This is a genomic window from Thioclava sp. NG1 (assembly GCF_003122275.1).
GTDB classification, from domain to species: domain Bacteria; phylum Pseudomonadota; class Alphaproteobacteria; order Rhodobacterales; family Rhodobacteraceae; genus Thioclava; species Thioclava nitratireducens.
Genome location: NZ_QFBB01000002.1, coordinates 72,278 through 95,646, shown reverse-complemented (window position 1 = coordinate 95,646; position 23,369 = coordinate 72,278). Strand labels below are relative to the sequence as shown.

At 64.9% G+C, this 23,369-nt stretch carries 24 protein-coding genes and 1 riboswitch; of the genes, 11 read left to right on the top strand and 13 right to left on the bottom strand.

Annotated features, from left to right (window positions below):
• On the bottom strand, nt 1–1,770 hold the full coding sequence (locus DEM26_RS03540; protein WP_109171715.1) for a thiamine pyrophosphate-requiring protein: 1,770 nt from the start codon (nt 1,768–1,770) through the stop codon (nt 1–3).
• Between the two features lie 172 nt (nt 1,771–1,942).
• Between DEM26_RS03540 and DEM26_RS03535 the strand changes: the two genes are divergently transcribed.
• Nucleotides 1,943–2,797, top strand: a complete 855-nt coding sequence (locus DEM26_RS03535; RefSeq protein ID WP_075776382.1) for an SDR family oxidoreductase — start codon at nt 1,943–1,945, stop codon at nt 2,795–2,797.
• Between the two features lie 86 nt (nt 2,798–2,883).
• On the opposite strand, the gene DEM26_RS03530 is transcribed toward DEM26_RS03535, so the two are convergent.
• Nucleotides 2,884–3,390, bottom strand: a complete 507-nt coding sequence (locus DEM26_RS03530; protein ID WP_109171714.1) for a BON domain-containing protein — start codon at nt 3,388–3,390, stop codon at nt 2,884–2,886.
• Nucleotides 3,391–3,459: 69 nt separating this feature from the next.
• Here DEM26_RS03530 and DEM26_RS03525 point away from each other — a divergent pair, with 69 nt between their 5' ends.
• The 4 genes from DEM26_RS03525 (at nt 3,460) to DEM26_RS03510 (ending at nt 5,942) form a co-directional block, all read left to right on the top strand.
• Nucleotides 3,460–3,657, top strand: a complete 198-nt coding sequence (locus DEM26_RS03525; RefSeq protein WP_075776384.1) for a hypothetical protein — start codon at nt 3,460–3,462, stop codon at nt 3,655–3,657.
• Nucleotides 3,658–3,723: 66 nt separating this feature from the next.
• Complete coding sequence (locus tag DEM26_RS03520; RefSeq protein WP_075776385.1) at nt 3,724–3,993, top strand: hypothetical protein; 270 nt, start codon at nt 3,724–3,726, stop codon at nt 3,991–3,993.
• Nucleotides 3,994–4,124: 131 nt separating this feature from the next.
• Complete coding sequence (locus DEM26_RS03515) at nt 4,125–5,384, top strand: cytochrome P450 (RefSeq protein WP_109171713.1); 1,260 nt, start codon at nt 4,125–4,127, stop codon at nt 5,382–5,384.
• 321 nt (nt 5,385–5,705) lie between these two features.
• Complete coding sequence (locus tag DEM26_RS03510; protein WP_369907721.1) at nt 5,706–5,942, top strand: hypothetical protein; 237 nt, start codon at nt 5,706–5,708, stop codon at nt 5,940–5,942.
• A gap of 111 nt (nt 5,943–6,053) precedes the next feature.
• Here DEM26_RS03510 and tenA read toward each other — a convergent pair whose 3' ends face one another.
• From tenA to thiM, 4 genes are read right to left on the bottom strand one after another with little or no spacing between them, the layout of a single operon-like run.
• Complete coding sequence (tenA, locus tag DEM26_RS03505) at nt 6,054–6,725, bottom strand: thiaminase II (RefSeq protein ID WP_109171711.1); 672 nt, start codon at nt 6,723–6,725, stop codon at nt 6,054–6,056.
• Nucleotides 6,722–7,525, bottom strand: a complete 804-nt coding sequence (gene thiD, locus DEM26_RS03500) for a bifunctional hydroxymethylpyrimidine kinase/phosphomethylpyrimidine kinase (RefSeq protein ID WP_304571966.1) — start codon at nt 7,523–7,525, stop codon at nt 6,722–6,724. Before thiD ends, tenA begins: the two co-directional genes overlap by 4 nt.
• Nucleotides 7,522–8,133, bottom strand: coding sequence for a thiamine phosphate synthase (gene thiE / locus DEM26_RS03495; protein WP_109171904.1), 612 nt, complete (start codon nt 8,131–8,133; stop codon nt 7,522–7,524). The genes thiD and thiE overlap by 4 nt, the downstream gene beginning before the upstream one ends.
• Entirely contained in the window at nt 8,133–8,930 is a 798-nt protein-coding gene (thiM, locus tag DEM26_RS03490) for a hydroxyethylthiazole kinase (protein ID WP_109171709.1), read from the bottom strand. The genes thiE and thiM overlap by 1 nt, the downstream gene beginning before the upstream one ends.
• 61 nt (nt 8,931–8,991) lie before the next feature.
• A riboswitch (TPP riboswitch) is annotated at nt 8,992–9,086 on the bottom strand.
• Between the two features lie 310 nt (nt 9,087–9,396).
• Between thiM and DEM26_RS03485 the strand changes: the two genes are divergently transcribed.
• On the top strand, nt 9,397–9,852 hold the full coding sequence (locus tag DEM26_RS03485; RefSeq protein ID WP_109171708.1) for a c-type cytochrome: 456 nt from the start codon (nt 9,397–9,399) through the stop codon (nt 9,850–9,852).
• Nucleotides 9,853–9,895: 43 nt separating this feature from the next.
• A complete protein-coding gene (locus DEM26_RS03480) occupies nt 9,896–11,602 on the top strand; it encodes a pyrroloquinoline quinone-dependent dehydrogenase (RefSeq protein ID WP_109171707.1) in 1,707 nt (568 codons plus the stop codon).
• 146 nt (nt 11,603–11,748) lie between these two features.
• On the opposite strand, the gene DEM26_RS03475 is transcribed toward DEM26_RS03480, so the two are convergent.
• The 7 genes from DEM26_RS03475 to DEM26_RS03445 all read right to left on the bottom strand — a co-directional run bounded on the left by DEM26_RS03475 (nt 11,749) and on the right by DEM26_RS03445 (nt 19,250).
• Nucleotides 11,749–12,603: an SMP-30/gluconolactonase/LRE family protein gene (locus DEM26_RS03475; protein ID WP_088722041.1), complete on the bottom strand. Its 855-nt coding sequence runs from the start codon at nt 12,601–12,603 to the stop codon at nt 11,749–11,751.
• Entirely contained in the window at nt 12,600–13,208 is a 609-nt protein-coding gene (locus DEM26_RS03470) for a 2-dehydro-3-deoxy-6-phosphogalactonate aldolase (RefSeq protein ID WP_109171706.1), read from the bottom strand. The genes DEM26_RS03475 and DEM26_RS03470 overlap by 4 nt, the downstream gene beginning before the upstream one ends.
• Entirely contained in the window at nt 13,205–14,095 is an 891-nt protein-coding gene (locus DEM26_RS03465; RefSeq protein ID WP_109171705.1) for a 2-dehydro-3-deoxygalactonokinase, read from the bottom strand. The genes DEM26_RS03470 and DEM26_RS03465 overlap by 4 nt, the downstream gene beginning before the upstream one ends.
• Complete coding sequence (locus DEM26_RS03460; protein WP_109171704.1) at nt 14,092–16,164, bottom strand: alpha-galactosidase; 2,073 nt, start codon at nt 16,162–16,164, stop codon at nt 14,092–14,094. Before DEM26_RS03460 ends, DEM26_RS03465 begins: the two co-directional genes overlap by 4 nt.
• Nucleotides 16,161–17,006, bottom strand: a complete 846-nt coding sequence (locus DEM26_RS03455) for a carbohydrate ABC transporter permease (protein WP_075776397.1) — start codon at nt 17,004–17,006, stop codon at nt 16,161–16,163. The genes DEM26_RS03460 and DEM26_RS03455 overlap by 4 nt, the downstream gene beginning before the upstream one ends.
• A gap of 1 nt (nt 17,007) precedes the next feature.
• Nucleotides 17,008–17,925 (bottom strand): carbohydrate ABC transporter permease, encoded by a 918-nt coding sequence (locus tag DEM26_RS03450; RefSeq protein ID WP_075776448.1) that lies wholly within the window; start codon nt 17,923–17,925, stop codon nt 17,008–17,010.
• A gap of 89 nt (nt 17,926–18,014) precedes the next feature.
• Nucleotides 18,015–19,250 (bottom strand): ABC transporter substrate-binding protein, encoded by a 1,236-nt coding sequence (locus DEM26_RS03445; RefSeq protein ID WP_088719216.1) that lies wholly within the window; start codon nt 19,248–19,250, stop codon nt 18,015–18,017.
• Nucleotides 19,251–19,377: 127 nt separating this feature from the next.
• Here DEM26_RS03445 and DEM26_RS03440 point away from each other — a divergent pair, with 127 nt between their 5' ends.
• The 4 genes from DEM26_RS03440 to dgoD are packed head-to-tail and all read left to right on the top strand — an operon-like array spanning nt 19,378 to nt 23,368.
• Nucleotides 19,378–20,181 (top strand): IclR family transcriptional regulator, encoded by an 804-nt coding sequence (locus DEM26_RS03440; RefSeq protein WP_088724575.1) that lies wholly within the window; start codon nt 19,378–19,380, stop codon nt 20,179–20,181.
• Nucleotides 20,182–20,213: 32 nt separating this feature from the next.
• Entirely contained in the window at nt 20,214–21,275 is a 1,062-nt protein-coding gene (locus DEM26_RS03435) for an ABC transporter ATP-binding protein (protein ID WP_088719218.1), read from the top strand.
• The gene (locus tag DEM26_RS03430; RefSeq protein ID WP_088719219.1) at nt 21,272–22,192 is read left to right on the top strand and encodes a Gfo/Idh/MocA family protein; all 921 of its coding nucleotides are present in this window, start codon (nt 21,272–21,274) and stop codon (nt 22,190–22,192) included. Before DEM26_RS03435 ends, DEM26_RS03430 begins: the two co-directional genes overlap by 4 nt.
• A gap of 27 nt (nt 22,193–22,219) precedes the next feature.
• Nucleotides 22,220–23,368 carry a galactonate dehydratase gene (dgoD, locus tag DEM26_RS03425; RefSeq protein ID WP_109171703.1) on the top strand — a complete coding sequence of 383 codons (1,149 nt, stop codon included), beginning with the start codon at nt 22,220–22,222 and terminating at the stop codon, nt 23,366–23,368.
• The last annotated feature ends 1 nt before the right edge of the window (nt 23,369 follow it).

The following is a 23,369-nucleotide window of genomic DNA, read 5'->3' as shown; positions in this document are numbered from 1 at the left end:
TCAGCGGTCCGTGACGCGCTTGAACGCCTGCTTCACGATGCCACCGGCCTCGGAGTCTCCATGGACGAGCGCGCTCATGAAGGATTTCGCCTGCTCCATCGTGATATGGGGCGGCAGCGTCGGCACGTCGGGATCGACGGTGGCGTGGATCACGGTCGGGCGATCCGCGGCGAAGGCGGCTTCCCAGGCCGGACCGATCTCCTCGGTGCGGTCGATCCGCAGCCCCTTGAGGCCCAACAGCTCCGCATATGCGGCCATGTCGATATCGGGCACGTCCTGCGTCTTGTCGACACGCGGGCTGTCGGCCATCGCGCGCAGCTCCCAGGTCACTTGGTTGAGGTCCTGGTTGGCCAGCACACAGATCACCAGCCGCGGGTCTGCCCAGTCGCGCCAGTATTTCGAGACGGTGATCAGGTCGGTGATGCCCAGCATCTGCATCGCGCCGTCACCCACGAAGGCCACAGCCGCGCGGTCCGGATAGCAGAACTTCGCCGCCACAGCGTAGGGCACGCCCGGGCACATCGTCGCCAGCGTCCCCGAAAGCGAGGCCTTCATGCCGCGGCGGATCTTGATCGCACGCGCCAGCCAGTTGGCCGAGCTGCCGGAGTCCGCCGACAGGATCGCGTTGTCGGGCAGCCGCGACGACGCCTCCCAGAACAGCCGTTCGGGATTGACGGGGTCGGCGCTCTCCTTGGCGCGCTTTTCGACACCGTCCCACCATTCGGCGGTCTTCTTCTCGATCTTCTCACGCCACGACCGGTCGGTCTTGGGCTTGAGGCGCGGCAACAGGGCCTCCACCGTGTCGGCTGCATCGCCAACGAGGTTCACGTCCATCGGGTAGCGCATCGACACCATCGTCGGGTCGAGGTCGATCTGCACCGCCTTGGCCTGCCCTTCCTCGGGCAGGAATTCCGAATATGGGAAGCGCGAGCCGATCATCAGAAGCGTGTCGCATTCGCGCATCATCCAGTCGGAGGCCTGCGTGCCCAGAAGCCCGATCGAGCCGGTCACGAAGGGCAGATCGTCCGGCAGCGCGGCCTTGCCCAGAAGCGCCTTCGCGACGCCTGCGCCAAGGGTTTCGGCAAGCTGGGTGATCTGCGTCTCTGCGCCGATCGCGCCCGCGCCGACGAGGATGCCGACCTTCTCGCCCGCGTTCAGGATATCCGCCGCGGCGGCGAGGTCCTTGTCTGCCGGCAGCAGGCGCGGCGCCTGATAGCCGACGCCGCTGTGGACGGTGCCATGGGCGTGGGGCGGCGCTTCGACCGCCTGAGCCTCCTGCACGTCATTGGGGGCGATCACGCAGGTCACGCTGCGCCGCGCCTGCGCGATCCGGAGCGCCCGGTCGATCAGGTGGCGCGCCTGTCCCGGTGCCATCATCGTGTGGACGTATTCGCTCGCCACATCCTTGAAGAGCGATTGCAGGTCGACCTCCTGCTGGTAATTGCCGCCAAGCGCGTTGCGCCCCTGCTGGCCGACGATCGCAAGCACCGGCTGGTGGTCCAGCTTGGCGTCGTAGAGACCGTTGAGCAGGTGGATCGCGCCGGGGCCGGAGGTCGCGAGACAACAGCCCACCTCGCCGGTCCATTTCGCATGCGCCGCCGCCATGAACGCGGCGCTTTCCTCGTGGCGTGCCTGAACGAATTCGATCTCGTCATCGCGTCCAAGCGCTGCGACGAGCCCGCTGATCCCGTCTCCCGGGAAGCCATAGATACGGGTAGTGCCCCACTGCTTGAGGCGAGAAAGAATGAAATCGGCAACGGTGTCGGACATGTCTGCCTCCACTGTCAGATGTGATGAATGGATTAGGGAAACGGATGCGTCTTGCTGATGTTCCCACAAGAGCCTGTGAGGAGGGGGCCGCGGCGCCCCATGAAGAAACACAGGAACATAGCAGCGCGCATCCGGTTGGTGCGTTCAGACCCATCCAGAAAGGAGCCCGGCAATGAATTACCCCAAACCTCCCTTCCCCAAGCAACCGCAATCCGTTCCCGGTTCGACGGAGAAGATGGACCCGCGCCCCGATCATGGCGAGCAGAGCTATGTCGGGTCGGGCAGGCTCGACGGGATGGCCGCCCTTGTGACGGGCGCAGACAGCGGCATCGGTCGCGCCGTGGCCCTGGCCTATGCGCGCGAAGGGGCCGACGTGATGATTTCCTATCTCGAAGAGCATGACGAGGCCGAGGAAACGCGCCGGCTTGTCGAAGAGGCAGGCCGCCGCGCGTATGTGATGCCCGGCGACATTCAGGACGCCGATCACTGTCGCGCATTGGTGCGCGATACGCATGAAGCCTTCGGGCGTCTCGACATTCTCGTCAACAACGCGGCGCACCAGATGCATTTCGACGAGATCGAGGACATCTCCGATGAAGAATGGGAAACGACCTTCCGCACCAACATTCATTCGATGTTCTACCTGTGCAAGGCGGCGCTCCCGGTGATGGAGAAGAACGGCGCGATCATCAACACGGCCTCGATCAACTCGGACAAACCCAATCCCGGTCTGCTGGCTTACGCGGCGACCAAGGGTGCGATCCAGAACTTCACCACCGGGCTGGCACAGATGGTGGCAGAGCGCGGGATCCGCGTGAATTGCGTCGCACCGGGGCCGGTCTGGACACCGCTGATCCCCTCGACGCTGCCTGAGGACTCGGTCGCGCATTTCGGCGAGGACAAGCCGATGGGCCGCCCCGCGCAACCGGCGGAGCTGGCTTCCGCCTACGTGATGCTTGCCGATCCGCGCTCGAGCTACACGTCAGGCGCGACGGTGGCCGTCACCGGCGGCATGCCGATGATCTGATTTAAAGACGCGGGCCGCCAGCAGAAGCTGCGGCCCGCGCGAATTTTCGTTCGCTCGACTTTTCGGCGGTCAGGCGTCCGAGCACATCACGCGGGCCCTACGCCGAGCTGATTGCGGACCAGCAGAACACCACGCACTTCCTGTGCAAGCGCTTCTGCGAGCGTGCGCTGGAATTCCAGCCCGATCGTGCCTTCGAGCGTCACCACCCCTTCTTCCGCGACGATCAGGACATGGCTCATGTCGACTCGTCCGTCGCCCTCGAGCGCGCTCCGCACGGCGGACGCCAGTTCGCCGTCGGGGAGGATCTCCGCGGGTTGCTCCGGCAAGTCCGGCATGATCGGTTGCTCGACGCCGTGATACCCGTCCGGTCGGCTCGGCGCCGCAAGGTCAGAGCGCACCACATGGACGTCTCTGACGTCTTTGTCATCGCCATTCTCGGTCATGATCTCCTCCATGGCTATGGAACGGATCAACGAGTGAGCATCCCGCTTGTTCCTGCGCGCACGCCAGCCGCGCACGGTTTGTTCCGCCAGATTCACGATGGTTCGCGCCATGGAACAAAGGCTGGCGGGGTTCGTTTTTCGGGTAAGCATGACGACCCTCGCGCGGAGCACTGCACGGGTCCCACGCGGGGGTCTCACTTTGACCAAAGGAGGCCTACCATGTTGACCAGACTGCTCTTTGCAGCCTCAGCCCTCGGTGCCTTGGGGTATCTCATCAACCAACGGCGCGGCACCTCGGCACAGGGCGTCCGTCCCGCAGGTCCCTCGCAGATGCGAAACCCGCCTCGGAACTGGGACCGGGTCGACGAGGAAATGGATGAAAGTTTCCCGGCAAGCGATCCGCCCGCGAATTATTGACTTCAATTCACCTAAAATCGGGGTCCCGGCGCCAACCCGCCGGGACCCCGCGAAGAGAGCGACCAGATGCCAAATACCTATCTCGAAGAAACATTGGTCACGCTGGAGGCTCGTTTGATCGCGCAACGCCGCGTTCTGGCACGGCTGGTGTCGGAACTGCCCGCAGAATCGCGCGAGACCGTCATGGCGTGGATCGGCGAACGCGAAGTCATGCATGACGGTCAGGAAGATCCCGGCGCGGACCCGGACGCGACCGACGCGCTTCCGCTAAGCATTGCCGAGGAGTTCCAGCAGATCGCGACGCTCGCGCGGCGCCACCGCCGCGGCAATGGGTGATCCGTCCGGCCGAAGCGCAGAGGACGAAGGCAGACGCCCGTGATGCCACCTGCCGCGGGCTTGGCGCAGCCCGCATCGGCGTCGCGCCCCTAGCACCAGCAACCAATCAGGCCCATAGCGAGGCAAGGCAAATGCAGAATTCCCAATCCATTCCCCATCTCTCGGGGATCGACAGCACCCGGGCCTTCCTCAGCGAGGGCTATTCGTTCATTTCCCGCCGTTGCGATCAGCTTGGGAGCGATGCGTTCCGAACCCGGCTGATGCTGCGCCCCGTGACCTTCCTGCGCGGACGCGACGCGGTACGCAGCTTCTATGAGCCGGGACGGATGACGCGTCGCGGTGCTATGCCGCCCACCGTGGTGCCGCTTCTTCAAGGCAAGGGCAGCGTGCAAAGCCTCGACGACGAAGCCCATCACATCCGCAAGCAGATGTTTCTGGACCTCATGGACCGCGACCGACTGCGCGCGGCCCGCCGGATTTTCGCAGAGGAATGGCAGGCTGCGGCCCGCAGTTGGCAAGGCTGCGAGATCGACTTCTCTGATGCCGTCGACGGCATCATGACGCGAACGGCGCTGCGCTGGTGCGGCATCGACCCGGCACAGCACGACGTTGCCAGCCGCGCGCGCGAACTCAGCACGATGTTCGCCGCGGCCGGCACGCTCGGGCCTGCCTATCTACAGGCACGCTGGCTCCGGGCGCGGTGCGAGCGTTGGGCGCGCAGCCTGATTTCGCAGACGCGCGAAGCGGACGGACCTGCCGGAAGCACCTTGGCCAAGCTCGCCTTCCACACCGATCTGGACGGCAGCCGGATGAGCGAAGACGTGGCCGTGAAGGAACTCCTGAACATCCTGCGTCCGATCGTGGCGGTCGGGCGCTATGTCGTGTTCGCCGCCCACGCTCTGCACTCCCACCGCGCAGCCATCCCGGCCGTTGCGGAAGACGACGAGCCGACCTGCCGCGCGATCGCCGAGGAGGTGCGCAGGCTCTACCCGTTCTTCCCGGCGATCGGCGGGCGCGTGCGCGAGGCGTTCGACTGGCACGGCGCCCGGTTCGAACCCGGCGATTGGCTGGTCCTCGATCTCTACGGCACCAACCACGACCCTGACATTTGGGAGGACGCGGAACGCTTCCGCGCCGAACGCCATCTGGGCCGTGACATCCAACCCGAGGGGCTCGTGCCGCAGGGCGGCGGCGACTATCTGCAAAATCACCGCTGCCCGGGCGAATGGCTCACGATGGAGCTGCTGACCGAAGCCGTCATGCAGCTGCGCAAGCTCGATTGGACGGTCCCCGAGCAGGATCTGACACTTTCCGACAACCAGTTCCCCCCGCTGCCGGGAGGCGGCCTGCGCATTGCAGTCCAGCCGGAGCATCCGAACGCGCGCTGCTGAAAACTCCGGGGCGACAGGCCGAACGCATGCCAGATACCATGTCGAGCATGGGCAGGTCGCAGCCGGTCGAACGCCCCGGCTAAGAGACTTCGTGCCGGCGCCCAGCCCGCGCCAACTCTTGACGTCGTCCCGCGATAGACCAGATTATTTTCGAAATGACGTTCGCATCGAGTGGCCAAATTGTCGGATCCACATCCGGATTAGGCCAACATGCTGCTAGATTGACCCAAGGCGCCGCAGACAATCCGCCTTTGCCAAACAGCCTGAACGAGGTCCGCTATCAACGCCCAGTTACTTGCTGCCCTGATCCTTCTGCCGTTCGTGTTCATCGCCATTTACGCAGGCGTGCACGAGTTCCTGCGTTACAAATCGAAGGGACGTGCGAATTACGGCCTGATCTTCGATGAGGAGACCGGAACCTCCTACGTGACCGGCATCTCCGAGGAGGAGGAGGCCTTCGACCCCGAAGATTTCGATCCCAATGACTACAACGAGACCGCGGCCGTCGAGGAAACCGACGGGGAAACCAGCGAGGAAAGCGACGAGCACAAATCCTGAGCCTCGGAAATCCGGCCCCGCCATCGACGCCCGACAGGCGATCGAGGCGCGCGACACCGGCGAGCGGCAAGGACCGGAAGCCGACGAAGGCGCCCCCTTTCGGTTCGCGCCTCAAGCGGCAGGCTGCTGCCAGCTTTCGCCGCGATAGGCGCTGTCCCAGAACCGCCATTCATGCCAGCAACTCCGCGCGAAGGCGCGGTGCATCCGGGCTCGCGCGGGCGCGTCTGCAATCGCGCCCAGCCTGTCCGTCAGCTCCAGCATTCGCGTCACGCTCTGATCGAACGCCTCTCCGGAATAGGTCGCGATCCAGGCCGCATAGGGATTTTCAGCGCCGCTGAACTGCGCGATCTCCCGACCGATATCGCGATAGATCCAGAAACATGGCAGCAAGGCCGCCACCGCTTCGGAAAAATCGCCGATCGCAGCGCTGCGCAGCAGAAAAGAGACGTAATGATCGCAGGCCGCCGAAGGCTCGATCCGCGCGAAATCTTCCGCCGAGACGCCGAACAGCCCCATGTAATGCGCGTGCAATTCGCGCTCGACGGCGATCGCTCCAGCCGCTGATCCCGCAAGCTGCGCCACGGTCGGGGCATCCGGGGCTTTGGCGGCGGCCAGCGCGAGCGCGCGGGCGAAGCCTTCGAGGTAATGTGCGTCCTGAATGATGTAGCCCTGGAAGGTTTCCCGATCGAGGCTTCCCTCTGCCAGTTCGCGATTGAAAGGCATGTCATGGATTTGGCGGCGCAGCGGCGCGGTCGCCTGCGCGAGGTCTTGGGCGAAGCTCATTTCTTCTTCTCCTGGAATGCGTGGAAATGGTGCACCGGCCCGTGCCCCGACCCGACAGTCAGCCGATCAGCTGCCGCAATCGCCGCGCTCAGATACGCCTTCGCCCGCTGGGTGGCCTCCGCGAGCGGCACCCCTGCCCCGAGCCATGTCGCCAGCGCCGAGGACAGGGTACAGCCCGTCCCGTGCGTGTTGCGCGTCGCGATGCGCGGTGCGTCAAGCCAGAGCTCTTCCTGCGCCGTGACCAGCAGATCCGGGCTTTGGTCGCCTTGCAGATGACCGCCCTTCAGCAGCACCGCACGCGGCCCGAGCTCGCGCAGCGCATGGGCCTGATCGCGCATCTCGTCGAAGCGCGTCGCCTCGGCGCAGCCCAGCAGATCGGCGGCCTCGGGCAGGTTCGGCGTGATCAGATCGGCCCGGGGCAGCAGGCTGTGCAGCGCGGTCACCGCCGCCTCTGCCAGCAGCCGATCGCCGCCTTTCGCGACCATCACCGGATCGAGCACTACCGGACAGTCGAGCCCGGTCAGCCTCTCGGCCACAGTCTCGATGATCGCGGCATCGCCCAGCATTCCGATCTTGATCGCGTCGGTACGAACGTCTTCGCGCAGCGATGCCAACTGAGTTGCGATCAGCGCCGTGTCGCACAGGCTCACCGCCTGCACGCCGCGCGTGTTCTGGGCGGTCAGCGCGGTAATCACGCTCATCGCGTAGCCACCATTGGCGGAGATGGCCTTGATATCGGCCTGAATGCCCGCCCCGCCCGATGGGTCGGAACCCGCGATAGTGAGAATATTGGGGATCATGTGTCGCTCCATGCGTTGCGCAGGGTTCGGGTGGCGCGCGTCATGTCGGGGGCACGCGAGATGGCAGAAATCACCGCGAGACCGGCACCGCCCGCCGCGCGGATTGCGGGCGCGTCAGTGGCAGTGATCCCGCCGATCGCGAGGCAGGGAAGATCGGTGCGCGAGACGATCCGGGCAAAGCCCACATGGCCGATCGGGGCGGCATGGTCGGGCTTCGAGCCGGTCGCATGGATCGGACCGACGCCGAGATAATCGATGCCGGGAGGAACGGCGGCGATCTGCGCCTCGGTCTCGATCGAGAGGCCTAGGAGCATGTCGGGCCCGATCCGGCGGCGGATCGCGGCGGGGTCGCCATCGCTCTGGCCGATATGCAGCCCTGCGGCCCCAATCTCGATGGCCACCGCGACCCTATCGTTCACGATCAGCGGCACGTCATAGGGGGCAAGCGCTTCGACCAGCGTCCGGGCCAGCGCGGCGAATTCTGCATCGGGGAGCACCTTGTCGCGCAGCTGCACCCAGCCTGCACCGCCCCGTGCCGCGGCCACGGCTTGCGCGAGCACCGGCTGCGGGGCGGCCGGGTCGGTGACGAAACAGATGGACGGGATCATCATGCGGATTCGATCCGAGCTCCGGTGCTCAGCGCCTCGGCGTCGATCGCATAGAGCGCATCGAGGAACGCGACCTGAAAACTTCCCGGGCCTAAGGCACTCGCCCCGGCGCTCTCCCCGGCGAGCCCGAAATAAGCCAGCGCCGCGACGACCGCCTCGAAGCGAGGCTGTCCTGCGAGAAACGCAGCCACCAGACCAGTCAGCGAACAGCCCAGAGCGGTCACGCGCGGCATCATCGCATGGCCATTGGCGACCCGCGCAGCGCGCTCCCCATCCGTCACAAAATCGACCGCGCCGGTCACCGCAACCACGGCCCCGCTCATCCGGGCCAAGGCCCGCGCGGCGCCTTCCGCGGTCTCGACACTCTCAGTGGAATCCGCCCCTTTCCCCGCGCCAGCCGCGCCAGCCTCGCCCGCAAGCGCAAGGATCTCCGACGCGTTGCCGCGGATTGCCGTCGGGCGCAGTTCCACGAGCCGCGCACCGAGCGCACGCCGATAATCCGTCGCGCCGACAGCGACAGGGTCTAGCACCCACGGGGTTCCCTGCGCGCTCGCGACCTTGGCCGCCGCCGCCATCGCCTCCGCCCAGGGCGGCGACACCGTGCCGATATTGATGCTGAGCGCCTGCGCGAGTCCGGCGAACTCGGCCGCCTCCTCGCGCGCATGCACCATCGCGGGCGAGGCGCCGGAGGCGAGCAGAACATTCGCCATCACGTTCATCGCGACGTAATTGGTGATGTTGTGAACGAGCGGCGCGGTCTGCCGCATCGCCGCGAGATATTGTCCGGGATCTTCCATCGCTCTCTCCTTGGCTGCGGGCATCAGGAGAAGTGCGAGGGGGCAAAGGCGGGAACGCGCCTGACCGTCTCACGCGCCTCCCTCCGCCGGCATTATCCGGTTCAGGTTCTAAGGGTTCGTCTCAGCCCGGTTGCCCGAGCGCCCCTGTCGCTTCGCTCCGAGAGGTGACAGCCTTCGCGCCGCCCGTCAAGCCGGGTCAGACGAGGCGCCCACAGCTTCGCCGCGATCAGCATCCAGCGCATATCCGTGAACGGCGGAACGGTTCTGGTCGCCGTCATATGGCAGGCCGGAAAGAGCGAAGATACGGGCGTCGTTTTCGGATCCGCTTTCCCATCCGAAAGCTGCTCGGTGCAGCCCCGTCTGCCTGATGCCCGCAAAGCAGAATGGAACAAAGGCCCCTTGCATCCGTTGGGGAACCATATCCCCCACCGCTCCGTCCCAGCATTATTGAGCGAGGTTTTTTAGCATGAGACGTCTAGACACGCATTCCGGAACGGCCCTGACCGGCCTCGTTACCGCCCTTGTCCTCTGCGCGAGCGCAGCCTACCCGGGCTCTTCGGACCAGCAGACCCTCTTCACATCCAAGCAGGCATCGTCAGGCCACGACGTGTACAAGAAGCACTGCGCCGATTGTCATGGCAGCGATCTGATGGGGGATGCAGGCCCGGCACTGGCGGGCAAGAAATTCGCCGACAGCCTCGACTACAGCGGCATGACCGGCAAGCAACTATACGACTTCATCGCGAAGCACATGCCCAAGGATGACCCGGGCGAGCTGACCGACAAGCAGTATCTCCAGACATTCGCCTATCTGCTTTGCAAGAACGGTTTCAAACCCGGGGACAGCGCGATCGACCAGAAAGCGATCGATGCGATGGACCTGCAGCCGTTACCGGACTCGTCGCAGTCATCCTGCGACTGACCCGACCGCCGCGGCTGATCATTTCAAGAGAGGAGGACCGAACATGGCACATTTGCCACCATTCACCGCGACCTCGCGAGGCGCCGTCCGACCTCTGATCCTGTCCGTATGCGTGGCGGCCCTGCCGGCACTTGCGCACGCGAAGCAGAGTGACGAGATCCAGGGCACGAGCGACACGAACCGCGCCCAGATGAAGGAGCTTCCCGCTTCGGCGAATGTCGCTGTCGACGACAACGCGATGCGATCCGCCAAGGACAACAAGTCCGATTGGTTGCTGCATGGCCGGAGCTACAGCAACCAGCGCTATTCGCCACTCGACCAGATCACGACGGACAATATCGACAAGCTGCACCCGGTTGCCTTGGTGCAGACCGGAAAGGTCGCCAGCTTCGAGACCACGCCGATCGTCGTCGATGGCGTGATGTATATCTCGACACCGATGGTCGATAACGAGATGACGGTCATGGCCGTCGATGCCGCAACCGGCGAGACGTATTGGAGCACGACCTATGACGTCTCGCAGGTCAAGACCTGCTGCGGCCCGGTGAACCGGGGCGTGGCCGTGGGTTACGGTAAGGTCTACATTGCGACGCTCGACGCCAATCTTCTCGCGCTCGACGCCAAGACAGGCAAAAAGGTGTGGAAGACCAATCTCGCAGACCCGCAAGCGGGGTTCTCGGAAACGATGGCGCCGCAAATCTATGACGGCAAGGTGATCGTCGGCAGTTCCGGCGGCGAATGGCCGATCCGCGGCTTCGTCGCCGCGATCGATGCGAAGTCGGGCGAGGAGGTGTGGCGCTGGCACGCGACGGATCCCGACACGTTCGAAGGCGACTCGTGGAAGTCCGGTGGCGGCATGGTCTGGACGACCCCCGCAATCGATCCGGAGCGAAACATGGTGATCTTCAGCACCGGCAATCCGAACCCCGACCTCGACGGCTCTAGCCGCAAAGGCGACAACCTCTATACCGACTCGATCGTCGCGCTCGATGCCGATACCGGCAAGCGCAAATGGCACTATCAGGAGGTCAAGCACGACGTCTGGGATTACGACGCCGTCAGCAATGTCGTGCTCTTCGACGCCAAGGACTCCAACGGCAAGGTCGTTCCCGCTGCGGGCGAGGCCGGCAAGGTCGGCTGGCTCTATGTGGTGAACCGCGAAACCGGCGATCTGATCCGCAAGTCGGACCCGCTCGTGAAGATGTCGGACAACATGTTCACGCCGCCGACCAAGGACGGGGTTAAGATTCTGCCGGGCGCCAATGGCGGCGCGGAATGGTCGCCGCCGGCCTACTCGCCGGAGACCAACCTGTTCTACGTCATGGAAATGAACCAGTTGATGAACTTCACGACCGATGGCGAAACGACGACGCTGCCGGGTACGCTTCGGCTGGGCAGTACGTTCAAGAACGTCAAGGGCGACGAGGCGATGCAGACCGGCGTGCTCGACGCGGTGAACGTCAACACCGGCAAGGTCGAGTGGAGCTACGACGCGCCGCAGCCGATGATCGGCGGCGTTCTCGCCACGGCCGGGAACTTGGTCTTCACCGGCGAGGGCAACGGCATGTTCGACGCCTTCAATGCGAAATCGGGTGAGAAGCTCTGGAGCTTCAATCTTGGTGCCGGCGTCAACGCACCGCCGATCACCTATCAAGTCGACGGCGAGCAATATGTCGCGGTCGCAGCCGGCGGCAACTTCCAGCTCGGCTTCCCGCGCGGCGATGTCGTGGCGATCTTCAAGCTCGACTGATCCGCCACGAAAACACGTTCAACCTCAAATTCAGGGCCGCGACGCATCCGTCGCGGCCCTTTATGCAGAGAAAGTTTCCGGCGCGCCCCCTGAACGGCTATCTCGCCCCCGCGGCCGACGAAAGTCGCGCGGCAGGAGCGTCGCGATCACCCGGGTAGGCGCACCGCGGGCTCGGGCCGCCCAGCGACTCCGGCGGGGGCGCAATAGACCCGGCCCTGCGCGGCATCGGGTTCCTCGATCCCTTCCTTCGCCGTGGTGACAAAAAGCGTCTTGAACTCCGGCCCGCCGAAAGCCGGACAGGAACTGTGCCGTCCGCCGACTTCGATCGCCCGGTCGAACCGCCCGTCGGGCAGGTAGCGCGCGACCCGCCCCGATCCCCATTGCGCACTCCAGAGCGCGCCCTCGGCATCCGTCAGCCCGCCGTCGGGGTTCAGCCCATCCGCGCTCAGATCGACGAAAATCTCCGGCGCGCCCTCTGGCCAGCCTTGCGCATCCAGCGCGACCGTCATGATCTTCCCTTTCGGCGTGTCGGAGAAATAGGCGCGCCTTCCATCGGGGGCGAAACAGATCGAATTGGGGATCGAGATTTCGGGGAAAAGCCGCTCCACCGTGCCCTCGAAATAGCGATAGATCGCACCTGCGCCGGTCTCCGCGTTTCTGCCCATCGTGGAGGCCCAGAATCCCCCCATCGGATCCGCGCGGCCATCGTTGCAGCGGGTGTCGTCGCGGTCGGCCTCGATCGCGACGAGCGGCTCATGCGCACCCGAGGCAATGTCGAAACGGCGCAGCCCGGTTTCGGTGGAGATCACCAGCGTGTCGGCATCGACCCAACCCGCTGCAGAGGCCATCTGCCCAATGTTCCATTCGCGGGGCCCGCTCGCGTCGCGGCTGAGCAGCCGCCCTGCGAGGATGTCGAACCAGAACAGCTGGCCGCGTTCGGGATGCCAGAGCGCGCCCTCGCCGAGAAAGCAGTTGCGGTCGTCGTAAATCTCGTAGCTCATGCCGTGCAGACCTCGTCATAGCGGGCGACCAGCGCGCGGGCCTTTCCGGCTACGGTATCCACGCTGTCGCCGGGTTTGTAGAGCGACGAGCCGATGCCGTAGCCCGCAGCGCCGGCCTTATGCCACTCGCCCATGTTCTCGGCGGAGACGCCGCCCACCGCGAAGAGCGGCACTTCGGGCGGCAGCACCGCGCGCATTGCGCGCAAGCCCACGGGGCCGATCAGCTCGCCCGGGAACAGCTTGAGCCCGTCCGCCCCTGCGGCGAGCGCCGCGAAGGCCTCGGTCGGGGTCATCACGCCGGGAAAGCTCTGCAGACCGGCGGCTTTGGAAGCGGCAATCACGTCGGTGTTGCAATTGGGCGAGACGATCAGCTTCGCGCCGGTCGCGGCGACAGCTCCGACCTGGTCCGTGGTCAGCACCGTCCCCGCCCCGATCAGCGCGTCCGAGCCGAAGCGCCCCACCATCGCGGCGATGCTGTCGAGCGGGTCGGGGGAGTTCAACGGCACCTCGATCCGGGTGACGCCCTCGGCGATCAACGCCTCGCAGACGGGGATGGCTTCGGCGGGAGTGATCCCGCGCAGGATGGCGATGATGGGTCGGCTCATGTTTCGGCTCCGATGGTCTGGCGCGCGGCATAGAGCCCCGCGAGGGTCACGTCTTCGGCGTCTTGGCAGGTCGCATCAATGCCGCGACCTGCCAGCGCCCGGGTATAGAGCGGGCTGAGAACGGGGCTTCCGATCAATGCGACGGGCTGACCCTGCCAGAGATCGCGCGCGGCGGCCAGTTCCCAGCCGATCAACAGCCCCGAGAGGCGGCAGGCGGCGGTTTCGGGCGATTGCGCGCCCAGAAGCGCCCCGGCCCGCAGCGCGAACAGCGCCCCATAGGCGCCCGCCGGATCGGCCTGCGCCTCGGCCACCGCCGCGTCGAACGCTGCCATGTCCTGACACCCCTTACCGATCGTGTGGCGCAGCACGGAGCGATGGGCGAGCAGGTCGTAGATCTCGCCGGTCATACAGCTGCGGAACCGCTCGATCCGACCCGCGCGCAGGGCCACCCATTTCGTATGGGTGCCCGGCAGGCAGATAGTGCCCTCGAAGCCGGGATTGCGCAGCAGGAAGCCAGCGATCTGGGTCTCCTCGCCGCGCATCACGTCGGGCGGGCTGTCCTGCCGCAGGCCGCAGGCGATATAGACCGGGCGCGCGGCGTGATCGGGCACCCGCACGAGGCGCGGCTGGGCGGCGCAGGGCACCGGCGCATAGGGCGCCTCGGCCCAGCCCTGACGCGAGCCGACCATGCCACAGGTCACGACCGGAGCCGCGCCCCAGCCTGCAACGGCCTCTTCCAACACCGGTCCGAACTCGGCGGGGGCGAGCTTGCCCATCCCCTGCTCTGAGCTCCGTCGGTCGAGCACTTCGCGCCCGCGCATCGCCCAGACACGCAGGTGCGTCGTGCCCCAATCGGCGGCGATCCAGTCGGGAGCCGCGTCACTCATAGTCTTTCTCCTTCAATCAGGTGGATGCGCTCGGGGAAGGTCCAGGGCAGTGTGAGCCCCTGCCCCATCAGCGCTTGCCCACTGAGCGTAACCGGTCCGGTCTTAAGCGCGGGGATCCCACGCGACAACCGGGGCAGGTCTTCTGCCGTAATCAGCCGCAACCGATAGCGCGCTGCGGGGTCCAGCCCCGTCAGTCGCAAGGGGCGCGGCAGGATCTGCGCGGAGGTCGCCGCCTGACCTGCGAAGGCCACGAAACGGCTACCATCCTCGGCCAGCTGCAACTCGGCGATCACGGCCGGGTCGGCGCTGTCGAGCCGCAGGATATCCGCCCGCATCCGCCAGTCGCGGTTGTCCTTCCACCAGCGCGTGACGGAGGTCAGCACCTCGGCCTCCTCCGCGGTCAGCTCGCGCGGGTCCATCTCGAATCCCATATGACGTTGCGCCGCGACCCAGGCGCGTTTGCGAATATCGATCACCCGGCCCGAGGTGTGGCAATGGCGCGGGCCGACGTGAGAGCCGGTGACGCAAGCAGGCAGGAACAGCGCGGCATCATGCTGGATCCGCAGCCGCTCCAGCGCATCGTTGCTGTCCGAGAGCCACACGCGGCCGGTGCGTTCGAGAATGCCGAAATCGATCCGCCCGCCGCCCGAGGCGCAGCTTTCGAACTCCACATCTGGATGGGCCGCGCGCAGCCGGTCGAGCAGATTGTAGAGGCCCCGCGCCTGCGCTGCGTCGGGATACGGCAGCACGCGGTTATGGTCCCATTTGACGTAAGCGATTTCATAGGCCGAGAGCACCGCGTCGATCGCGGCAAAGAGGTGGTCGCGCACCGCCGGGTTCGCCATGTCGAGTACGCGCTGCTGACGACCCTCGATCTGATCGTCCGGGCCCAGCAGCCAGTCGGGATGGGCCCGCGCCAGATCGCTGTCGCGATTGACCATCTCGGGCTCGAACCAGAGGCCGAATTCCATCCCGAGGCTTTGGACATGATCGACCAGCGGCGTCAGCCCGTCGGGATATTTGCGCGGATCGACCGCCCAGTCGCCCAGTGAACTGGTGTCGTCGTCGCGCTTGCCGAACCAGCCGTCATCCAGCACGAAGCGTTCCGCACCAAGTGCGGCGGCGCGCTCTGCGATAGATTTCAGCTCGGCCAGATCGTGCTTGAAATAGACCGCTTCCCAGCAGTTGTAATGCACCGGGCGCGCCTTGGCCCAAGGGGCGTGTTTGCGCAGATGGCGCTGGAAGGCCACCGCGCAGCCATTCGAGCCCGCCTCCGAGAAAGCGGCATAAAGCGTCGCGGTCTCGAACCGCGTCGCCGGTTCCGGCTCGGAGCCGCTCGCATGACCGAACTGGATTTGCCTGCGTCCGTCAGGAAGCTCTTCGGCCACCATCCGATGCCCGCCCGACCAGCCGTAATGGAAGCCGCGGGTTTCGCCTTGCGTCTTGGTGGCGCCGCGCGCAGGCAGGATCAACCCGGGGAAATGCTCGTGCCCGGTACGGCCCGTATGGTTGTCGCGCACGCGCTGACCGGGGCGCCACGGCGTCGCCTCGATCTGGAATTCACCGATCCAGCGCCCCGAGACTTCAAGCATCTCGTCGGCCAGCTGCGGGCCGGGAAACACCGGGGCGGCGAGCCAATGAAGCGTAATCGGCTCATCGCTCTCCAGCTCTGCGCGCGCCGCGATCAGACCGGTGTCGGGGTCGAGCGTGAATTGCGCGCTATAGCGCAGCCCAAGCGCCGCATCGCGATAGGTAAGCCTCAGTTCGCGGCCGGTCTGCGTCTCGCTCTCGAACCGGAAGGCGGGGCGCAACGGCTGCCCCGCCCCGTCGCGCGCGATCAGGCCGGGCTCTCCGGGGAAGCTCTCGCTGGCCTCGGGGCAGATCGAGACCTCTGGTGCGCGGTCGAGCATCCCGCCGGTGACATCCGGCACGCTCGCGACGGCCAAGCCCGCGAGGTCTTCCCCCTCGGGCAGCGCCGCGCCCCAATAGACGATCTCGGGAAGCCTCTCGTCGTGACCCGCCAGAACGAGGCTTTGGCGGGTGTCCTGCAAATGCCATGTGCGGATCATTTCACCGCCCCGAGCGTCAGCCCTGCGATGAAGTGTTTCTGCATCAGGAAGAACATCGCCACGGGGGGCAGAGCGGCGAGGATCGAGCCTGCCGACACCAGTTGCCACGCCGCGACCCATTGACCGTTGAGCGATTGTAGCCCTGCGGTGATCGGCTGGGTATCCGCCCCCGTGGTAAGCACCGTCGCCCAGAAATAGTCGTTCCAGATGAAGGTGAAGATCAGCACCGACAGCGCCGCGATCGCGGGTCGCACCAGTGGCAGCACGATATGCCAGAAGATCTGCCATTCGCCCACGCCCTCTACCCGGGCGGCTTCGATCAGCTCTTTCGGGAGCGCCTTGATGAAGTTGCGCATGAAGAGCGTGCAGAACCCGGTCTGGAAGGCGACATGGAACAGTGCGAGCCCGGTGATCGTGTCATAGAGCCCCATCTTCACTGTCAGGTCGCGCACCGGCACCATCAGGATCTGGAAGGGCACGAAGTTCCCTGCCACGAAGATGAAGAAGATCAGCAGGTTGCCCTTGAACTTGTAGACGGCGAGCGCAAAGCCCGTCAGGCAGGACAGCGCCACCGCCCCGATCACCGTTGGGATCGTCACCTTGAAAGAGTTCAGCATGTAGCTGGCGAAGGGCGAATTCTTGAACACGTCGAGATAGTTCGAGAAGGCCAGATAGGACGGCACCCCGAAGTAGTTGCCCTGCGCGAGATCGCTCGACGGACGGATCGAGGTGACGGCGACGCCCAGAAGCGGCAGCAGCCAGAGCACCAGCATCACCGGCAGCAAGACCTGATAGGTCAGTCGGGCGGCGGGGCTCATGGATTGAATGGGTTTGGGAAACATCTCACAGCCCCCTTTCGTCGCGCCACATCTTCCAGATGAAGCCCGAAATGAAGATCATCATGATCGCGAACAGCACCACCGCGATCGCCGCGCCATAGCCCATGCGATAGCCGTATTCCGACAGCGCCTGCTCGTACATGTAGTAAGACAGCACCCGCGAGGATCCGAAGGGCCCGCCATCGGTCATGATCGACACGAGATCGAAGCTGCGCAGCGCACCGATCACGGTGACGACGACCGCGATGAAGGTAGCCGGGCGCAATTGCGGCAGCACGACATACCAGAGCATCTTGATGCCCTTAGCTCCGTCGAGACGCGCCGCTTCGATCTGGTCGGGCGCGACCGCGTTCAAACCGGTCAGGTAGAGGATCATGCAGTAGGCGATCTGTGGCCACAGACCGGCGGCGATGATCCCGTAGGTCACTGTGTTGGGATTGGCGAGGATCGCGATCCCGGTCCCGTCGAGCCATTTCGTCAGCTCGAAGAACAGTCCGAAGCCCGGTGCGTAGAACCACGAGAAGATCAGGCCGACCACGACCTGAGAGATCACGAAGGGAAAGAAGAACAGCGATTTGTAGATCCGGATGCCGCGCACGGTCTGGTTCAGGAAAAGCGCGATGAACAGCCCGAACGGGATCGCCAGCATATAGAGCACCAGCCAGATCACGTTGTTCTTGAGGCTGGTATAGAAGGCGTCGTCATCGAGCAGTTCGAGATAGTTCGACAGACCGACCCACGTCTTCGCGCTCAGCCCGTCCCATTGAAAGAAAGAAATCCACATCGATTCCACGATCGGGATCAACACGTAGATCAGGAACATCAGCGCGCCGGGGGCGAGAAACAGCCAGGGCGCGAGCTTGCGGTTCAACCGGCGGCGGCGCGGTGCGGGCGTACCCGTCTCCGCGTGCGGCTCGGACATTGCGGGTGAGACGGTCATCGTCGCACTCCTCGGATCTGGAAAAACAGGAAGGGGCGGCGCCCTGTTACAGACGCCGCCCTAGGGGAGGATCAGTTCTTGTAGACGCGCTGACGCACCTTCTCGAGCCGGTCGAGGATCGCGTCGAGATGATCGGGATAGGCCATGAATTCCTGGAAGCCTTCCATGCCCGCCTTCGCCATCTGTGCCGGTGCGTCACGATCGAAGAACTGCGCGATACCGCCGTCGGCCGTGGACAGGATCTTGAAGCCCGCTTGCAGGAAGGGATCGTCGCCAACCGAGGAGTTCTTGTTGATCGGCAACTGACCGAGGGTCTCGTTCATCTTGGTCTGCACGTCGGCCTTCGCGACATAGGCGAGGAACTTCTTGGCGTCTTCCTTGTTCTTCGCGCCTGCCGGGATATGGATCGTATCGGTCGGCGCTTCTTCGGCACGCGGAATATCCGGGTTGATCGTCGGGAAGTCCATGAAGCCAAGCGTGTCATTGGTCATCCCGCCATCCTTGAAGGTGGCGACGGCGAAGTTGCCCATGACGTAATTCGCAGCCTTGCCCTGAACGATGTTCGACACAGCATCCTGCCAATCGATCGCGGCGACGTTCTTGGTGGTGTAGGGCAGAACCTTCTTCCACTCTGCGAAGACAGCTCTCACGCGGTCGTCCGTCCACGGGATTTCGCCGCTGGTGAGCTTCATGTGGAAGTCGTAGCCATTGGTGCGCAGGTCGAGATAGTCGAAGATCCCGGCCGCCGGCCACAGCGCCTTGGTGCCCGTGGTCAGGCAGTCGACGCCCATCTCCTTGAACTTCTTGCAGTTCGAGATGAACTCGTCCCAGGTCTTGGGCACGTCCACCCCGGCCTTCTTGTACAGGTCTTTGTTATAGTAGATGCCCCACTGGTAGTAGGTGTAGGGCACGCCCCATTGCTTGCCGTCGATGGTCATCGACTTGAGCGCCGAGCCGAGGCTGTCCTTGAGCCCGTTCTCCTCCCAGACATCGGACACATCGGTGAATTGCCCGGCATTGACGAAGGGCGCCATGCGATTGCCCGCATACCAGTTCGCCAGATCGGGACTGTCGGCGGTCAGGAAGTTGCGGATCGCGGTCTTGTAGCCTTCGTGATCGAAGGTGTTCACCTCGACCTTCACATCAGGGTTTTCGGCCTCGAAGCCTTTCACGAGCTGCTCGAAGGCGGCCTTCGGCGCCGGATCGGACGCATCGGTGAAGAGCTTGAGCACGCGCTGTTCGGCCATTGCCGGAATGGCGATCGACCCCATCAGCGCCACGAGCGCGGTGGTTTTCAGGATATTCATTCGGTTCTCCTCCCGTTTCAGTAGCCCACGGCCCAGCGATTTTAGTTTCAAATAATGGAACCGTGTTTTACATATTGAAATGCTGCCGCGAATCTCTCATCCTGTCAACAGTCCTGAGGAGGAGCCCATGAACGACGCCACGCCAAAGCCGGAGAAATCGGACGGCACGGTCGGACGCACGCTGGCCGTGCTCGACCGCGTCGCGGAATTCGGCCGACCCGTGCGCTTCGCCGAGCTGCTACCGGTCTGCGATCTGCCCAAGGCGACGCTGTATCGCTTCCTGCAAACGCTCACGAACCAGGGGATGCTGTCGCTCGACGAGGACCGTCAGACCTATACGCCGGGCTTGCGTCTCGTGCGCCTCGCCCATGCCGCCTGGGCGCAAAGCTCGCTCGCGCCGATCGCGGCACCCTATCTCGACCAACTGTCGAAGGAGACCGGCCAGACGCTCCACCTCGCTCAGCTCGATCAGGGCATGGTACTCTATGTCGACAAGCGAAACGCCTCGCGCCCGGTCGAGATGTTCTCGCAATCGGGCAAGGTCGGCCCCGCCTATTGCACCGGAGTGGGCAAGGCGATGCTCGCCTATCTCCCCGAGGACGCGCTGCAGAATGCGCTGACGCGGCAGAGCTTCCATCGCTTCACGGAACATACCCTGACCGACGTGACCAGCCTGCGCGCGGAACTGGAGAACATCCGCAAACGCGGTTTTGCCTGGGATGACGAGGAGCATGAACCCGGCATCCGCTGCATCGCCGCCCCGATCCTGTCGCCTCAGGGCCGCGTCCTGGGCGCGCTCTCGATCACCTCGGCCCAGCCCGACGGTCAAAGACAACTCGAAACCTACGCCCCGCTGATCCTCGAGACGGCGGAGAAGATCGCGAAAGCGGCCAGCCACTGGCGCTTTCCGGAACAGAAACGCGCCGACTGAACCCCGGTGCGCAAAAACAGGGAGGAGACCCCGTGAGCGGAGTCGCATTGGAGAAGATCGTCAAACGGTTTGGCGATGCGGAGGTGATCCACGGCGTCGACCTGACGGTCGAACCGGGGGAATTCTGTGTCTTCGTCGGGCCGTCCGGTTGTGGCAAGTCAACGCTTTTGCGGATGATCGCGGGGTTGGAGGAGACCTCGGACGGTGCGATCCGCATCGGCGGCCGCGAAGTCACGAAAGCCGAACCCGCCGAACGCGGCATCGCGATGGTGTTTCAGACCTACGCGCTCTACCCGCATATGACGGTGGGCGAGAACATGGGCTTCGGGCTGAAGATGAACGGCCATCCCAAGTCTGAAATCTCCGAGAAAGTGCAGGAAGCCGCGCGTATACTCAAACTGGAGCCGCTTCTGGACCGCAAGCCCGCTGCGCTTTCTGGCGGTCAGCGCCAGCGCGTGGCCATCGGCCGCGCGATCACCCGCGGCCCGGACGTTTTCCTCTTCGACGAGCCGCTGTCGAACCTCGACGCCGAGTTGCGCGTCGAGATGCGCGCTGAGATCGCGCGTCTGCACCGCGAGATCGGGGCGACGATGATCTACGTCACCCACGATCAGGTCGAGGCGATGACGATGGCCGACAAGATCGTCGTGCTGCGGGCCGGCAATATCGAACAGGTCGGAAGCCCGATGGAGCTTTACGACGACCCTGACAATCGCTTCGTCGCGGGCTTCATGGGTTCGCCTTCGATGAACTTCCTCGCCGCGACCGTGGTAGACGGTCAGCTCGACGTGCCCGCTCTGGGGCAGCGCATCGACAGTCCCGTCGCCTTGCCCGCGGATGGCACGAAGCTGGAGATCGGCATCCGCCCCAACGCGCTCCGCCTGAGCGGCACGGATGGCAATTTCACCATCGAGATGGCCGAGAACCTTGGCGGCGTGAGCTACGCGCATCTGGACGGCGTGACAGGCGAGCGCGTCGTGGTCGAGACCGATCAGCGTCTCCACGGCGCGGTCGGTGGCAAGACCGGGATCAGCTTCGATCCGGTCTCGGTCTATGTGTTCGACACCAGCACGGGCGCACGGGTGCGCGGATGAGCCTTGCCGTCGGCCTTGTGGGGCTGGGAGCGATCGCCCGCGCCCAGCACCTTCCCGCGATTGCGGAGACGGACGGCGTGCATCTCGCCGCCATCGCGAGCCGCAATGCCACCCTGCCCGACCTGCCGAGCTATCCCGACCTGCGCGCGATGCTCGACGCCGAGCCCGAGATCGGCGCCGTCTCGCTCTGCACCCCGCCACAGGGGCGGTTCGATCAGGCGATGGCGGTGCTGCGCGCGGGCCGTCACCTGATGCTCGAAAAGCCGCCCGGCATGACGCTGAGCGAAGTCGAGGCGCTGCGCGAGACCGCCGCCAAGGCGGGGCTGACGATCTTCGCCACATGGCATTCGCGCGAGGCGGCAGCAGTGGAGGCGGCACGCCAATGGCTCGCGGGGCGGGAGATTTCCGCAATCCATATCGACTGGCGCGAAGACGTGCGCAAATGGCATCCCGGGCAGGAGTGGATCTGGCAACCCGGCGGGCTCGGCGTCTTCGATCCCGGCATCAACGCACTCTCGATCCTGACCCGCATTCTGCCCCGCCCCGTGCGGCTGACAACAGCCTCGCTGAGCATCCCGCAAGGCCGCCAGACCCCGATCGCTGCCGATCTGGAAATGTGCGCGGGAGAGACCCCGATCAGCGCCGCGTTCGACTGGCGGGAAACGGGTGACGAGCTGTGGCGCATCACCCTTCAGACCGACCGAGGCGCAGCAACGCTCGACAAGGGCGGCGCGGAGTTCAGCACCGATGGCGAGGTAATCGCCACGGGCGAGAACCGCGAATACGCCAACCTATACGCCCGGATGCGCGATCTGGTGCGCGCCGGGCAGAGCGATCTCGACCTCGCGCCGATGCGCCTTGTCGCGGACGCCTTCATCAACGCACGTTTCGCGATCACCGAACCTTTCGACGCCTGATCGCGCCGACCAACCCCGAGGACCGATATGAAAATTACCGCCATCGAAACCTTCATCGTGCCGCCGCGCTGGTGTTTCGTGAAAATTTCCACCGACGAGGGCATCTCCGGCTGGGGCGAGCCGGTGCTGGAGGGCCGCGCGGCCTCTGTCGCTGCCTGCGTCGAGGAACTCTCGGACTACCTGATCGGCAAGGATCCCGGCCATATTCAGGACCACTGGACGGTCATGTATCGCGGCGGCTTCTATCGCGGCGGCGGCATCCACATGTCGGCCATCGCCGGGCTCGATCAGGCGCTGTGGGACATCAAGGGCAAGGCGCTAGGCGTGCCTGTCCATTCGCTTCTGGGCGGCCAGCAGCGCGACCGCATCCGGGTCTATAGCTGGATCGGCGGCGACCGTCCGGGCGACACGGCGCGGATGGCGCGCGAATGCGGCGACCGGGGCTTCACTGCGGTGAAGATGAACGGCACCGAGGAACTGCAATTCATCGACTCCCACGACAAGATCGACGCCGTGCTGGAACGCGTGCAGGCGATCCGCGAGGAAATGGGCCCCGATTTCGGTATCGGCGTCGACTTCCACGGTCGCGTCCATCGCCCGATGGCCAAGCAGCTCGCGAAAGAACTCGAGCCGTTTAACCTGATGTTCATCGAGGAACCGGTGCTGAGCGAAAACGCCGAGGCGCTGCGCGAGATCGCGAACCATTGCTTGACCCCGATCGCACTGGGTGAGCGGCTCTATACCCGCTGGGATTTCAAATCGATCCTGCAGGGCGGTTACGTCGATATCGTCCAGCCGGATCCCAGTCATTCCGGCGGCATCACCGAGACTTACCGCATCGCGGCGATGGCCGAGGCCCATGACGTGGCTTTGGCGCTGCATTGCCCGCTGGGGCCGATCGCACTGGCGGCGAACCTGCAGCTCGATGCGGTCTGCTACAACGCCTTCATTCAGGAGCAGTCGCTGGGCATCCATTACAACAAGGGTTCCGACCTGCTCGACTATCTGAGCAACCCGTCGGTCTTCGAATATGACGACGGCTTCGTCGCGATCCCGCAGGGGCCCGGCCTAGGCGTCGAGGTCAACGAGGAGAAAGTCCGTCAGGCGGCTGCGGAAGGTCACCGCTGGCGCAACCCGATCTGGCGCCATGCCGATGGCAGCTTCGCGGAGTGGTAAT

Bases quoted from the DNA above. Each gene is read 5' to 3' on its own strand.
- DEM26_RS03465 (WP_109171705.1), bottom strand. From the start codon at position 14,095: ATGAGTGACGCGGCTCCCGACTGGATCGCCGCCGATTGGGGCACGACG.
- DEM26_RS03440 (WP_088724575.1), top strand. From the start codon at position 19,378: ATGAACGACGCCACGCCAAAGCCGGAGAAATCGGACGGCACGGTCGGA.
- DEM26_RS03540 (WP_109171715.1), bottom strand. From the start codon at position 1,770: ATGTCCGACACCGTTGCCGATTTCATTCTTTCTCGCCTCAAGCAGTGG.
- tenA (WP_109171711.1), bottom strand. From the start codon at position 6,725: ATGAGCTTCGCCCAAGACCTCGCGCAGGCGACCGCGCCGCTGCGCCGC.
- DEM26_RS03430 (WP_088719219.1), top strand. From the start codon at position 21,272: ATGAGCCTTGCCGTCGGCCTTGTGGGGCTGGGAGCGATCGCCCGCGCC.
- DEM26_RS03515 (WP_109171713.1), top strand. From the start codon at position 4,125: ATGCAGAATTCCCAATCCATTCCCCATCTCTCGGGGATCGACAGCACC.
- DEM26_RS03480 (WP_109171707.1), top strand. From the start codon at position 9,896: ATGGCACATTTGCCACCATTCACCGCGACCTCGCGAGGCGCCGTCCGA.
- DEM26_RS03520 (WP_075776385.1), top strand. From the start codon at position 3,724: ATGCCAAATACCTATCTCGAAGAAACATTGGTCACGCTGGAGGCTCGT.
- DEM26_RS03455 (WP_075776397.1), bottom strand. From the start codon at position 17,006: ATGTTTCCCAAACCCATTCAATCCATGAGCCCCGCCGCCCGACTGACC.
- DEM26_RS03535 (WP_075776382.1), top strand. From the start codon at position 1,943: ATGAATTACCCCAAACCTCCCTTCCCCAAGCAACCGCAATCCGTTCCC.
- DEM26_RS03470 (WP_109171706.1), bottom strand. From the start codon at position 13,208: ATGAGCCGACCCATCATCGCCATCCTGCGCGGGATCACTCCCGCCGAA.
- DEM26_RS03530 (WP_109171714.1), bottom strand. From the start codon at position 3,390: ATGCTTACCCGAAAAACGAACCCCGCCAGCCTTTGTTCCATGGCGCGA.
- dgoD (WP_109171703.1), top strand. From the start codon at position 22,220: ATGAAAATTACCGCCATCGAAACCTTCATCGTGCCGCCGCGCTGGTGT.
- thiE (WP_109171904.1), bottom strand. From the start codon at position 8,133: ATGATCCCGTCCATCTGTTTCGTCACCGACCCGGCCGCCCCGCAGCCG.
- DEM26_RS03445 (WP_088719216.1), bottom strand. From the start codon at position 19,250: ATGAATATCCTGAAAACCACCGCGCTCGTGGCGCTGATGGGGTCGATC.
- DEM26_RS03460 (WP_109171704.1), bottom strand. From the start codon at position 16,164: ATGATCCGCACATGGCATTTGCAGGACACCCGCCAAAGCCTCGTTCTG.
- DEM26_RS03485 (WP_109171708.1), top strand. From the start codon at position 9,397: ATGAGACGTCTAGACACGCATTCCGGAACGGCCCTGACCGGCCTCGTT.
- DEM26_RS03475 (WP_088722041.1), bottom strand. From the start codon at position 12,603: ATGAGCTACGAGATTTACGACGACCGCAACTGCTTTCTCGGCGAGGGC.
- thiM (WP_109171709.1), bottom strand. From the start codon at position 8,930: ATGGAAGATCCCGGACAATATCTCGCGGCGATGCGGCAGACCGCGCCG.
- DEM26_RS03450 (WP_075776448.1), bottom strand. From the start codon at position 17,925: ATGTCCGAGCCGCACGCGGAGACGGGTACGCCCGCACCGCGCCGCCGC.
- thiD (WP_304571966.1), bottom strand. From the start codon at position 7,525: ATGATCCCCAATATTCTCACTATCGCGGGTTCCGACCCATCGGGCGGG.
- DEM26_RS03525 (WP_075776384.1), top strand. From the start codon at position 3,460: ATGTTGACCAGACTGCTCTTTGCAGCCTCAGCCCTCGGTGCCTTGGGG.